The organism is Pseudomonas fluorescens (genome assembly GCF_900636825.1).
Lineage (GTDB): Bacteria > Pseudomonadota > Gammaproteobacteria > Pseudomonadales > Pseudomonadaceae > Aquipseudomonas > Aquipseudomonas fluorescens_BG.
On sequence record NZ_LR134318.1, the window covers coordinates 5,127,163 to 5,139,441 of the forward strand.

The 12,279-nt window shown below is 58.6% G+C and carries 11 protein-coding genes; 6 read left to right on the top strand and 5 right to left on the bottom strand.

Features of this window, described 5'->3' with window-relative positions:
- Positions 1 to 18 precede the first annotated feature (18 nt).
- The gene (locus EL257_RS23365) at positions 19 to 465 is read right to left on the bottom strand and encodes a DUF4879 domain-containing protein (RefSeq protein ID WP_126366578.1); all 447 of its coding nucleotides are present in this window, start codon (positions 463 to 465) and stop codon (positions 19 to 21) included.
- 220 nt (positions 466 to 685) lie between these two features.
- On the opposite strand from EL257_RS23365, the gene EL257_RS23370 reads away from it, so the two are divergent.
- The 4 genes from EL257_RS23370 to EL257_RS23385 all read left to right on the top strand — a co-directional run bounded on the left by EL257_RS23370 (position 686) and on the right by EL257_RS23385 (position 4,641).
- On the top strand, positions 686 to 1,981 hold the full coding sequence (locus tag EL257_RS23370) for an NCS2 family permease (RefSeq protein WP_126366580.1): 1,296 nt from the start codon (positions 686 to 688) through the stop codon (positions 1,979 to 1,981).
- Positions 1,978 to 3,057, top strand: a complete 1,080-nt coding sequence (gene trmA, locus EL257_RS23375) for a tRNA (uridine(54)-C5)-methyltransferase TrmA (protein ID WP_126366582.1) — start codon at positions 1,978 to 1,980, stop codon at positions 3,055 to 3,057. Before EL257_RS23370 ends, trmA begins: the two co-directional genes overlap by 4 nt.
- 283 nt (positions 3,058 to 3,340) lie before the next feature.
- On the top strand, positions 3,341 to 3,781 hold the full coding sequence (gene aroQ, locus EL257_RS23380; protein WP_126366584.1) for a type II 3-dehydroquinate dehydratase: 441 nt from the start codon (positions 3,341 to 3,343) through the stop codon (positions 3,779 to 3,781).
- Positions 3,782 to 3,786: 5 nt separating this feature from the next.
- Complete coding sequence (locus EL257_RS23385; RefSeq protein WP_126366586.1) at positions 3,787 to 4,641, top strand: shikimate dehydrogenase; 855 nt, start codon at positions 3,787 to 3,789, stop codon at positions 4,639 to 4,641.
- A 78-nt stretch (positions 4,642 to 4,719) separates the two neighbouring features.
- Here the strand turns inward: EL257_RS23385 and EL257_RS23390 are convergent, their stop codons facing one another.
- Both EL257_RS23390 and quiC read right to left on the bottom strand, forming a co-directional pair.
- Complete coding sequence (locus tag EL257_RS23390) at positions 4,720 to 5,397, bottom strand: TetR family transcriptional regulator (protein ID WP_126366588.1); 678 nt, start codon at positions 5,395 to 5,397, stop codon at positions 4,720 to 4,722.
- A 101-nt stretch (positions 5,398 to 5,498) separates the two neighbouring features.
- The gene (gene quiC / locus EL257_RS23395) at positions 5,499 to 7,400 is read right to left on the bottom strand and encodes a 3-dehydroshikimate dehydratase QuiC (protein ID WP_126366590.1); all 1,902 of its coding nucleotides are present in this window, start codon (positions 7,398 to 7,400) and stop codon (positions 5,499 to 5,501) included.
- A 338-nt stretch (positions 7,401 to 7,738) separates the two neighbouring features.
- On the opposite strand from quiC, the gene EL257_RS23400 reads away from it, so the two are divergent.
- Positions 7,739 to 9,076: an MFS transporter gene (locus EL257_RS23400; RefSeq protein ID WP_126366592.1), complete on the top strand. Its 1,338-nt coding sequence runs from the start codon at positions 7,739 to 7,741 to the stop codon at positions 9,074 to 9,076.
- Between the two features lie 252 nt (positions 9,077 to 9,328).
- Entirely contained in the window at positions 9,329 to 10,147 is an 819-nt protein-coding gene (locus EL257_RS23405; protein ID WP_126366595.1) for a neutral zinc metallopeptidase, read from the top strand.
- A gap of 55 nt (positions 10,148 to 10,202) precedes the next feature.
- Here EL257_RS23405 and EL257_RS23410 read toward each other — a convergent pair whose 3' ends face one another.
- Positions 10,203 to 11,081 carry a DMT family transporter gene (locus tag EL257_RS23410; protein WP_126366597.1) on the bottom strand — a complete coding sequence of 293 codons (879 nt, stop codon included), beginning with the start codon at positions 11,079 to 11,081 and terminating at the stop codon, positions 10,203 to 10,205.
- A 270-nt stretch (positions 11,082 to 11,351) separates the two neighbouring features.
- Positions 11,352 to 12,128, bottom strand: coding sequence for an IclR family transcriptional regulator (locus EL257_RS23420; protein WP_126366599.1), 777 nt, complete (start codon positions 12,126 to 12,128; stop codon positions 11,352 to 11,354).
- Between the last annotated feature and the right edge of the window lie 151 nt (positions 12,129 to 12,279).

The following is a 12,279-nucleotide window of genomic DNA, read 5'->3' on the forward strand; positions in this document are numbered from 1 at the left end:
ATCGCGCAGCGCCAGCCGTTACTTGATGTAAAGCTGCGTCGAAAGCGTATTGCGCGGGGCGGTCATCGAAGTGTTGCTGAAGCTGAAAGTACCTTCCTGCTTGCCCGCCAGATCGAAGGTATAAAGAGACCCGACGGTTTTGCTGCCAGGCGTGCATTCGGTGAGATTGCCGTTATCAAACGCACACACCGGCGCTCGAGTGCCATTCACTTCGAAGCCATCCAGGGCTGCGCGCGGCTGGTTCTGGCCATAGCCGACTTCCAGCACATAGACCCTGATGCTCGGTCCACTGTGATTGCACTGGGTTTGCGGCTGGTTATCGGCGATGTCTTCCAGGCCGCAGGACGGCGACTGCACTTTGATGACCTTCACTTGAGTCAACGGCGGCGCCGACGCCGCCAACGCAGGGAGCGCCGCCATCGACGCTGCGATCAATCCGAAAACTTTCATCCCACCGTTGCGCATGCGTGCCCACTCCGAAAAATCAGCGCGCAGTATGGCGCAGTTGGCGCTGGCGCAAAACTTCGCCGACGATCGATACCAACATCCGCCAAATTCCTCACGCGGCTGGTATGATGCGCGGCTTTTTCCGACCCACGACAATTTTCCAGGCGCTTGCGACGGTCTGTGCTTTGCTGTTGAGGTCGATACATTCACGGCGCCACGCGCGCCACGGGGAGCAGACATGCTGGAAAGGCTGTTTCAACTCAAGGCACACAACACCAACGTGCGCACCGAAATTCTCGCGGGCGTCACGACGTTTTTGGCCATGGCCTACATTCTGTTCGTCAACCCGAGCATTCTCGGTGAGACCGGCATGGACAAGGGCGCAGTGTTTGTCGCGACCTGTCTGGCTGCCGCGATCGGCTCAACGATCATGGGACTGATCGCCAACTACCCGATTGCCCTCGCGCCCGGCATGGGTTTGAACGCCTTTTTCACCTACACCGTGGTGCTGCACATGGGCCACACCTGGCAAGTGGCGCTGGGTGCGGTGTTTATTTCGGCGGTGTGCTTTTTCCTGCTGTCGATCTTCCGCATTCGTGAATGGATCATCAACAGCATCCCGCTACCGCTGCGCTCGGCGATTGCTGCCGGTATCGGTCTGTTTCTCGCGCTGATCGCCTTGCACAATGCCGGGATCGTGGTGAGCAACCCGGCGACCATGGTCGGCCTCGGCGACCTGAAAGCGCCGGCACCTATTCTCGCCACACTTGGTTTCGCGCTGATCGTCGCGCTGGAAGCCTTGAAAGTACGCGGCGCGGTGCTGATCGGCATTCTGGCGGTGACCATCATTTCCATTGCCTTGGGTTTCACCCCGTTCGGCGGCATTACCTCGATGCCACCTTCGCTGGCCCCGACCTTCATGCAGCTCGATATTAAAGGTGCGCTCGACATCGGTCTGGTGAGTGTGATTTTCGCTTTCCTGTTCGTCGACCTGTTCGACAATTCCGGCACCCTGATTGGCGTTGCCAAGCGCGCCGGGCTGATGGGCAAGGATGGCCACATGCCGAAAATGGGCCGCGCATTGATTGCCGACAGCACCGCAGCCATGGCCGGTTCGCTGCTGGGCACCTCGACCACCACCAGCTACATCGAATCCGCTGCTGGCGTCAGTGCCGGCGGCCGTACCGGTCTGACGGCAATTGTCGTGGCCATCCTGTTCCTGCTGGCGTTGTTTTTCTCGCCACTGGCGGCCAGCGTTCCGGCGTTCGCCACCGCGCCCGCATTGCTGTTCGTCGCGGTGTTGATGACGTCGGGCCTGGCGGAAATAGACTGGGACGACATCACCGTCGCCGCGCCGGTCGTGGTAACCACACTGGCGATGCCATTCACGTATTCGATCGCCAACGGCATCGCGTTCGGCTTCATTGCCTGGACCGCCATCAAGCTGCTGTCCGGCCGCGCCCGTGAGCTGAACCCGGCACTGGTGATTCTGTCGATTCTGTTTGTGATCAAGTTGGGTTGGTTCAACGCATGACTTTCGATTCCCAGGCTTACGCCGAGCAACTCGAAGCCAAGGTCACGCGCTTGCGTGATCTGCTGGCGCCGTTCGATGCACCGCAGCCGAGCGTATTCGACTCGCCGCTGCAGAACTTCCGTCTGCGTGCCGAATTCCGCCTGTGGCGCGAGGGCGGCGATCGGCATTACGCGATGTTCGCTCAGGATGACAAGCGCACGCCGATTCTGATCGAAGAATTTCCGATCGCCAGCCTGCGCATCAATCAATTGATGCCGCAGCTGAAGGCGGCATGGCAGGCCAGTTCGGCGCTGAGCCACAAGCTGTTTCAAGTCGAATTCCTGACCACATTGTCGGGCGACGCCATGATCACCCTGTGCTATCACCGGCCGCTGGACGAGCACTGGCATGCAGCGGCTGCGAAACTGGCAGCGGACCTCGGCGTCAGCATCATCGGTCGCTCGAAGGGCAAGCGCGAAGTACTCGGTCTCGATTACGTGGTTGAGAAGCTCGAAGTCGGCGGTCGCACATTCAGCTATCGCCAGCCGGAAGGCGCATTCACCCAGCCGAACGGCACGGTGAACCAGAAGATGTTGAACTGGGCGTACGAAGCGCTGGGCGATCGCAGCGATGATCTGCTTGAGCTGTATTGCGGCAACGGCAACTTCACCCTGCCCCTCGCTACCCGCGTGCGCAAAGTGCTGGCCACCGAAATCAGCAAGACCTCGGTCAACGCGGCATTGAGCAACCTCAGCGAAAACGCGGTGGATAACGTCACGCTGGTATGTTTGTCGGCCGAAGAGCTGACCGAAGCGCTCAACGAAGTGCGCCCGTTCCGTCGCCTGCAAGGCATCGACCTGAAGAGCTACGAATTCGGCAGCGTTTTCGTCGACCCGCCACGCGCGGGCATGGATCCCGACACCTGCGAGCTGACCCGCCGCTTCGACAATATCCTCTACATTTCCTGCAATCCGGAAACCCTCGCGGCGAACATCGCCCAATTGCACGACACGCACCGCATCACGAAGTGCGCGTTGTTCGATCAGTTTCCGTGGACCCATCACATGGAATCGGGTGTGTTGCTGAGCCGGCGATGAGTGCATAGCTCCGATACGAAAAAGCCGTCGCGATTGACGGCTTTTTTGTGGGTGCTCGAATAGATCGTCCGAACGCGGCCCGAACCTGCGGCAGCTCCTACAGGGAAACGCATTCTCATGTAGGAGCTGCCGCAGGCTGCGATCTTTTACTCTGTGCGATTACCGAACATAAAACGCCCGCGCCATTTTTGTTCAATTGACCATGGTAACCATCTAGTACATTTTATCTCCACAGGCTGAAACACTCGGCCAAAGCCAAAAACAATAAGTGGAGTTACCCCTCATGCCCCCTATCGTTCTGGTGCTCAACGGCCCGAACCTGAACCTGCTCGGCACCCGCGAGCCGGCGACTTATGGTCACGAAACCCTGGCCGATATTTCTGCGTTGTGCGGTCGCGCTGCCGAGGAATTCGGCCTGGCGGTAGAGTTTCGCCAGACCAACCACGAAGGCGAACTGCTCGACTGGATCCACGCCGCACGCGGTCGTTGCGCCGGCATCGTGATCAATCCGGCGGCGTGGACGCACACGTCGGTGGCGATTCGTGATGCGCTGGTGGCCAGTGAGTTGCCGGTGATCGAAGTGCACCTGTCCAACGTCCACGCCCGCGAGGCCTTCCGTCATCACTCGTTTGTCTCGGCGATTGCCACGGCAGTGATGTGCGGGTTCGGCAGCCATGGCTATCGCCTCGCACTGGAACATTTTGCGCAGCGGCTGAAGGGGTGATTCGTATGGCTCGCTCCAAAGTAATACTCGCCGGGCTGATCGGCGCTGGCATCCAGGCTTCACGCACGCCGGCGCTGCATGAACACGAAGGCGATGCCCAGGGCATGCGTTACCTGTATCGATTGATCGATCTCGATCAACTGAAGCTGGACCCCACCGCCCTGCCCGATCTGCTACTGGCCGCGGAGCGGATGAACTACACCGGCCTGAACATCACGTTCCCATGCAAACAGGCAATCATTCCGCTGCTCGATGAACTGTCACCGGAAGCCGAAGGCATCGGCGCGGTGAACACCGTGGTATTGAAGGACGGCAAACGCGTCGGCCACAACACCGACTGCCTGGGTTTTGCCGAAGGTTTTCGCCGTGGCCTGAAGGATGCAGCCCGCGAGCGCGTGGTCCAGATGGGCGCCGGCGGCGCAGGCGCGGCAGTGGCCCACGCGTTGTTGAGCGAAGGCGTACGGCAATTGACGATTTTCGATGTCGACCGCGAGCGCGCTGAGAGTCTGGCAAACAATCTCAATCAGCATTTCGGTCATGGCCGCGCAATGGCCGGGCGGGATTTGCCGGGCGCCATGAATCAGGCTGATGGGCTGGTCAACACCACACCAATGGGCATGGCCAAACTACCGGGGATGCCGGTGCCGGTCGAGTTGTTGCGCAAGGAGTTGTGGGTGGCGGAGATTGTGTACTTTCCGCTGGAAACCGAGCTGTTGCGTAACGCGCGGGCATTGGGTTGCCGGACGCTGGACGGCGGCAACATGGCAGTGTTCCAGGCGGTGAAGGCATTTGAATTATTCAGTGGCGTAGCGCCGGATGCACAGCGGATGCTCGCGCATTTTCAGAGCATGAATGGTTAAGAGCCAAAGATCGCAGCCTGCGGCAGCTCCTACAAGAGAGCTGTGCAGGAGCTGCCGAAGGCTGCGATCTTTGGAATGTCAGGCCTGCAGGTAACGCAACACTGACTCGCAAATCATCTCGCGATGCCGTTCCTTGATGCTTTCGTCCGGCAGATCGATCTGGAAAATCTCGCCGAATGTGTGCCGGTTCGACACGCGGTAGAAGCAGAACGAGCTGATCAACAAATGCACGTCCAGCGCATCAAGCCCCGAACGGAACACACCTTCTTCAGCACCACGACGCAAGATCTCGCCAAGTGAATCGAGGATGGTGTTGTTCATCGCCTTGATTGCATCGGAACGCTTGACGAATTCGGCGTTATGGATGTTTTCGATACAGACGATGCGCACGAAATCGACGTTGCGATCGTGGTGATCGAACGTGAATTCGACCAGCCGCCGAATCGCCACCACCGGCGTCAGTTCGGCCAGATGCAGACGATTCTCGGTGTTGCGAATATCACCGTAGAGCTTCTCCAGCACCTCGACGTACAACTGCTCCTTGCTGCCGAAGTAGTAATAGATCATGCGCTTGGACGTGTGGATGCGCTCAGCGATCGCGTCGACGCGCGCACCCGACAGACCTTGCTGGACGAACTCTACGATCGCCTCCTGCAAGATGTTCTCGCGGGTTTTTTCCGGGTTGTTCTTGCGACTCTTGCGCGGCTCAGCGGCGGAAACTTCAGTCGCTGCAGGAAGTTCTGAATTCATCGTCATTGCGGGCTCACGGCCATCACTGCACAGGCGGCGATTATGGGCCGCGCAGCACAGTGAAGGAAGCTGCTCAGCCCGTGTTTAATCGCGCGTTTACGAATTTCCTACAACTTCGCCTGGCGCACTGCGCCGCTGCGTGATTTGGCCATCGCAGCCAAACGCACCGCCACGTTGGCCGCGCCGTAACCGGCATAGCCGTTCTTGCGCTGGATGATCTCGAAGAAGAACCGCCCTTCGAACGGCTCGGTGTACACGTGAAACAGCTCGCCACCCTGCGCATCACGGTCGTAGAGCACGTTGTAATACGCCAATTCGCTGAGGAACTCATCGTCAAAATCGAAACGCGCGGCAAGGTCGTCGTAATAGTTGAGCGGAATGTCCAGCAGCGGTACGCCGGCCTCCTTGGCGCGACTGACTTCGGCGAATATGTCATCACAATCGAAGGCGATGTGATGCACTCCCGAGCCACGATAACTCGACAACGCATGGGAAATCGCGGTGTTGCGGTTCTCGGAGATATTCAGCGGCAGGCGGATCGAACTGTCGCGGCTGCGCAGTGCGCGACTCTTCACCAGACCGTATGGGTCAGGCAGCACCACTTCGTCATCGGCCTCGAAATCCAGCAGGCTTTTATAGAACAGCACCCAACTGTCGAGGCTGTCGGCCGGCAGCGCCATGGCCATGTGGTCGATGCGTTTGAGGCCGCCACGGGCCGGCGCATCCGCCAGCAGATTGAAATCGGTGCCGTAGACATCGGCCTGCTCATCGACCAGATAAATCAGGCTGCCGTCGGGTGCGCGCACGGCTGCCAGTTCCAGTTCGTTGGGTCCGACCAATCCGCGATACGGTTGACCTTTATAAGCAACTGCGCGGGCCAGCGCGCTGGCACTGTCCTTGACCCGCACAGCCGTGGCGCACAGCGACGGGCCGTGAGCCTCGAAAAAACTGTGCGCAAATGAATACGGTTCGGAATTGAGGATCAGGTTGATATCACCCTGACGCAGCAAGCTCACGCTCTTGGAACGATGCTGCCCAGCCTTGACGAAGCCTAGTCGCTCCAGCCAGTTCGAGAGTTTGGCACCGAGACTTTCATCAACGGCAAACTCGAGAAATTCAACGCCGTTGTATTCGCTGGCCTTCGGTGTTTCGAAGAGGATTTCGCGATTGGCCACAGGCTGGGTTTCCTGCTCCAGACGCTGGCGCGTCTTTTCCTCCAGATACAGCAGCGAACGCAAACCGTCAGCCGCATTCGCCCGGGGTGGCGCGGCGCGGAAACCGTCGTTAAAGATCTCCAGCGACAGCGGCCCGGTATAACCGCTCTGGATGATCGGTGCGAGGAAGCCCGGCAAATCGAACTCGCCCTGCCCCGGGAAGCAGCGGAAGTGCCGACTCCACTCCAGCACATCCATCTGCAGAATCGGCGCGTCGGCCATTTGCACGAAGAAGATCTTGTCGCCGGGAATCTCAGCGATCGCACGGGGATCGCCTTTCAATGACAGGGTATGAAAGCTGTCGAGCAGCACGCCCAGGCTCGGATGATCAGCCTGGCGCACGATGTCCCAGACCTGTTGATAAGTGTTCACGTGCCGGCCCCACGCCAGCGCTTCGTAGCCAATGCGCAAGCCGCGCGCACCGGCGCGTTCGGCCAGCAGGCGCAGATCATCGACTAGAATTTGTTGATCGCCGACGCTGTCCGCCGAAGCGTTGCTGCAGACCAGCACCAGGTCGGTGCCCAGTTCCTGCATCAGATCGAACTTGCGCTCGGCGCGCTCAAGATTGCGCGCGAGGCGATCACGGCGGCAGCCTTCGAAATCGCGGAACGGCTGGAACAGGGTGATGGCGATCCCGAGATCGGCGCACATCTGTTTAATTTCTCGCGGGCTGCCGTCGTAGTACAGGAGGTCATTTTCGAAAATCTCCACCCCGTCGAACCCGGCGGCGGCAATGGCTTCGAGCTTTTCCGGCAGGGTGCCGCTCAAGGAAACGGTGGCGATGGAACGCTGCATGATGAACTCCCGGACTGCGCCGCTTTAGTGTAGGAGCTGCCGAAGGCTGCGATCTCTTGATCTTGAAAAACAAAGATCGCAGCCTGCGGCAGCTCCTACACGGGATGGGTTTTTATAGTGAGGAAATTATTGGCTGCATCGAACGCGGCAGCAATTTAAAGTGTACTACCCGGTTAGTTTTGCGTGCGATTATCGAACACAATGGCGGTTTGGCGAATTGACGATTTTTCGTCCACTGCCCAACATCGACCGCACATTGAGTCCGGATCTGAACCACCGGTCGCAGCGTGCAATAAAAAAAGCACACCAAATAACAAATCCAAAAACGGGTGGAACACATGATTCCTTCACAGACTTCCCGCATGGCTCCGGCCATGAGCACTGCCACGGGTGGCATCGGCGCCAAGATCCGCGGCGCCATGGCTGTTGGCAAGACCCGTTGGGGCATGCTGGCGCTGGTGTTTTTCGCCACAACCCTGAACTACATCGACCGCGCCGCCCTCGGCGTCATGCAGCCCATCCTCGCCAAGGAAATGAGCTGGACGGCGATGGATTACGCCAACATCAATTTCTGGTTTCAGGTCGGCTACGCGATCGGTTTCGTCCTGCAAGGACGCTTGATCGACCGGGTCGGCGTCAAACGCGTGTTCTTCTGCGCCGTGCTGCTGTGGAGCCTGGCCACCGGCGCCCACGGTCTGGCGACATCGGCGGTCGGTTTCATGGCTTGCCGGTTCATCCTCGGCCTGACCGAAGCGGCGAATTACCCGGCCTGCGTGAAAACCACGCGCCTGTGGTTCCCGGCCGGTGAACGCGCGGTCGCCACCGGCATCTTCAACGCCGGCACCAACGTCGGCGCCATGTTCACGCCAATGCTGCTGCCGCTGGTGCTGCACGTGTGGGGATGGCAGGCAGCGTTCCTGTGCATGTCGGCGCTGGGCGGGATCTGGCTGCTGTTCTGGGGCTTGAAGTATTTCAACCCGGAAGACCACCCGACCGTCAAACAATCGGAGCTCGACTACATCCAGCAGGAAGTCGAACCGGAACAGGCCCGCGTGCCGTTCTCGAAAATCCTGCGGATGCGCGGCACCTGGGCCTTTGCCCTCGCCTACTCGCTGACCGCGCCGGTGTTCTGGTTCTACCTGTACTGGCTGCCGCCGTTCCTCAATCAGCAATACAACCTGGGCATCAATGTCACTCAGATGGGTATCCCGCTGATCATCATCTACGTCACGGCTGACTTCGGCAGTGTCGGTGGCGGGATTCTGTCTTCGTTCCTGATCGGTCGCGGGATGAATTCGATCAAGGCGCGGCTGCTGTCGATGTTCCTGTTCGCCTGCTGCATCATCGGCGTGGTCATGGCTGCTGGCTCGGCCAATCTGTGGGTCGCCGTTGCTGCAATTTCCCTGGCCATCGGTGCGCATCAGGCGTGGACCGCGAACATCTGGAGCCTGGTGATGGATTACACGCCCAAACACATGATGAGCACGGTGTTCGGTTTCGGCGGTATGTGCGCGGCGATCGGCGGGATGTTCATGACCCAGATCGTCGGCCATATCCTGACCGTCACCAACAACAACTACACCGTGTTGTTCACCCTGATTCCGGCGATGTATTTCCTCGCGCTGACCTGGATGTACTTCATGGCTCCGCGCAAGATTCCGACTGTTACTGAATAATCTGCCCCCACAACCGTATGTGGGAACTGCCAACACGCCAGTTCCCACATGCGTTCCCCGACTTTATAAATCCACGAATCAACAAACTATAGACATCAACGCGTCTATCAAAAAAAGTTTGTACCTAACCATTAGACAACTATCACGCCGCACCTCAACAACTTGCACTTACACATTAGTACGCCAGCGCCATCACCTTTGAGTTATTCATATATATGGCGACTTCGCCAATTACTCAAAGGAGCAACACTCATGTTATGGAATAAAGCCAAACCGAGCGATAACGTTAGCGACGAGCGAAAAAACAAAGGTGTCTACAATGCGACCGGCGCCGCTCTGGCCGGCGGGCTGACGCTGTCGCTGCTTGCCGCGCTGGGTGTTAAATGGAACGACAAGCAACCCAACGAACAACAAACCATTGAGGCAGTTCAAGAACACGCCGCTGCGCTTGAATCGTTGAAAATGAAAGACCCGCACCGGATTTTCGTTCAGCAAATACTTGGCAGCACGGAAGCGACGTGGAGCAAAACCTTCGAATTTAATAACCTGGAATATATCCCCCCCAAGTTAATCCTGATTGATGAGCCAACTTCCACGCCTTGTGGCACCACCAACGACTTGGCATATTGCCCGCCGAATCAGACAATCTATATAAATCTGTCGCGACTTGGGAGTATAGGAAAACAGGGTGGCACGTCTTCAGAGCCTAGCGATTTTGCCCAAGCCTTTGTCATCGCCCATGAAGTCGGCCACCATGTTCAGAATCTGCTCGGTACGACCAAAGAGGTTGACGACGCAGAGCAATCAGGACAAGACGTCAAGGGCAGGAATGGGATACGGGTGCGTAAGGAGCTGCAGGCCGATTGCTTTGCCGGAGTCTGGGCGCGCAATGCAGAAGCTCATATCAAATGGCTGGAGCCCACTGATCTTGGGGAAGCAGTAAAAGCCGCTCGACTCTTGGGTAATGACGCGACCCACGGCACCGGAGAACAGCGCAGCAGATGGTTCATGAAGGCCTTCAACGCAGGCGCATCCAACGCCTGCGACACCTTCGGGGCACAAGCACTTTAACCTGGGCCGTTTGCTGACCACGTCCTGGTCATTTGTCACCAGACGAAACGTGACCTCAGCGGCGGCTCTGCTGCCACGCTGCCGCCAGACCGCTGCAACAGATCACTGCGATGCCGATGATGGTCAACAGGCTCGGCGTGTGATTAAACAGCAACCAGCCCAACAACCCCGCAAAAACAATCTGGCAATAGCCGAACGGCGCCAACAGCGCTGGTGCGGCATGGCGAAAAGCCTGGGTCAGAAACAGGTGGGCGGTCATCCCGCAACTGCCCAGCGCGAGCATCAGCCCGACGTGAGTCAGCGTCGGCACCTGCCAGAAGAACGGCACCAGCGCACTCATCACCAGCGTATTGCACAACCCGGCGAAAAAATTACTGGTGGTCGGGCTGTCGACGTTCGCCAGCTTGCGCGTCAGCAACTGGTAGAAACAGAAAAACAGCGCGGAACAAAATGGCAACAAAACTGCCGGGGTAAACAACTCCCCGCCCGGGTGGACGATGATCAGCACGCCGATGAAGCCGCAGATCACCGCGATCCATTGGCCACGTGTCACCCGCTCCTTGAGCAGCGGCACCGACAATGCCGTCACCAGCACCGGCGCAAGAAAGTTGACCGCCGTGGCTTCTGCCAACGGGATGTACAGCAGCGCCGTGGTGAAAAACAAGCTGGTGCCGAGCAGGCAAAGCGCGCGGGCCAACTGCCACAACGGCCGCTTGGTCCGCAGGACGCGCAAGCCCGATTTCGGCAGGAAAATCCCCGCCATCAGCAGCGTGTGCACCACATAACGCGCCCAAACCACCATCATGATCGGATAAAAACCAGAGAGATATTTCGACAGTGCGTCGTGACTGGAGAACAGGAAGGTTGCCACGACAATCAGCAAGATCCCCTTGAAGGGTTGATTGACACCGGAGAGCGGAGTGCTGACGGTCATCGGATTTCCTTGTGTTGCCAAAAAAGAACAAAAATCGTCGCGGGCAAGCCTCGATCCGGGTGTGCTTTAGAATGGACTCTCCGGCAATAATTTAGAACCCGGTTCCAGAATCATAAAAGCCCTGCATAACAAAACCGTGCGAACACCGCCCATTTTATCGACAACAAAAATCCTGTAGGAGCTGCCGAAGGCTGCGATCTTTTGATTCTTATTAGAAGCAAGATCTAAAGATCGCAGCCTTCGGCAGCTCCTACAGTGGATTGGGGTGAATCAGATGAATAGCTCGGAAGCCAGACTTGCCGCTGATAATTCGTCGGCGAACTCAAGCAACAATGGCGCCAGCTCATGCAGGCGCGCCCCCGGCATTCGCGCACTCGGCCCGGCAATACTGAGTACCCCGATCACCCGGCCATCGGCAGGATGTTTTACCACTGCGGCGATCGCCGACGTTCCCACCGCCGAGCTTTCTTCGACACAGGCATAACCTTGTTCACGCGCGAGGCGCAGGCGTTCAAGCAGTTCGATATTGGTGCGCGGCGCATTGGGCCCGATGCCCACCGGCACTTCCGCCGCCTGACGCTCGACCAGAGACAACGCTTCGGCGTCGCTCATGCACGCCAGCCACGCATGCCCGGAGGCGGTGTAGAACAGCGGCGCATCGCGGCCCATGTCGGGGTCATAACGCAGACCGGTGCGCGCGCCCTGCGCCTTGGCGATCCAGGTCTGGCGGTCGCCATCGATCACGCCCAGGCGCACCAGCTCGCCGGTTTCCTCAGCCAGCCGATCAAGCACCGGCTGCACGATATCCGCGCCGCTGCTCGACAAATACTGAAAGCCCATCGCGACCAGTTTGGTCGACAAGTGATAGCGCAAGGTCTCCGGGTTCTGGCGCACGTAACCCAGCCGCACAAGCTCGGCGAGCAGGCGATGGGTCGCGCTTTTCGGGATCTGCAGTTGTTCGGCCAGGGTCTGCAGCGGCAGCCCGCGCGGATCACTGGTGAGGGTTTCCAGCACGCTGAAAACCCGTTCGATTTGACTGCCGGCCATGGACGCATTCCAGAAAGGTTTCAGCGATTCTAGAAGACATCCTTTGCAAAGCAAAATCTGGAACTGCCTTAAAGATCCACAGCCGTGTCTGCCGCAAGACAACTGCCGAACCCATTGGCGACGCAGCGCTATAGTCCGGGGCAACCGCGTG

What these genes read in the sequence shown, in the direction of transcription:
- EL257_RS23420 (WP_126366599.1), bottom strand. Translation starts at nt 12,128, where the DNA reads ATGGCCGGCAGTCAAATCGAACGGGTTTTCAGCGTGCTGGAAACCCTC.
- EL257_RS23385 (WP_126366586.1), top strand. Translation starts at nt 3,787, where the DNA reads ATGGCTCGCTCCAAAGTAATACTCGCCGGGCTGATCGGCGCTGGCATC.
- aroQ (WP_126366584.1), top strand. Translation starts at nt 3,341, where the DNA reads ATGCCCCCTATCGTTCTGGTGCTCAACGGCCCGAACCTGAACCTGCTC.
- EL257_RS23370 (WP_126366580.1), top strand. Translation starts at nt 686, where the DNA reads ATGCTGGAAAGGCTGTTTCAACTCAAGGCACACAACACCAACGTGCGC.
- EL257_RS23410 (WP_126366597.1), bottom strand. Translation starts at nt 11,081, where the DNA reads ATGACCGTCAGCACTCCGCTCTCCGGTGTCAATCAACCCTTCAAGGGG.
- EL257_RS23390 (WP_126366588.1), bottom strand. Translation starts at nt 5,397, where the DNA reads ATGACGATGAATTCAGAACTTCCTGCAGCGACTGAAGTTTCCGCCGCT.
- EL257_RS23400 (WP_126366592.1), top strand. Translation starts at nt 7,739, where the DNA reads ATGATTCCTTCACAGACTTCCCGCATGGCTCCGGCCATGAGCACTGCC.
- trmA (WP_126366582.1), top strand. Translation starts at nt 1,978, where the DNA reads ATGACTTTCGATTCCCAGGCTTACGCCGAGCAACTCGAAGCCAAGGTC.
- EL257_RS23405 (WP_126366595.1), top strand. Translation starts at nt 9,329, where the DNA reads ATGTTATGGAATAAAGCCAAACCGAGCGATAACGTTAGCGACGAGCGA.
- EL257_RS23365 (WP_126366578.1), bottom strand. Translation starts at nt 465, where the DNA reads ATGCGCAACGGTGGGATGAAAGTTTTCGGATTGATCGCAGCGTCGATG.
- quiC (WP_126366590.1), bottom strand. Translation starts at nt 7,400, where the DNA reads ATGCAGCGTTCCATCGCCACCGTTTCCTTGAGCGGCACCCTGCCGGAA.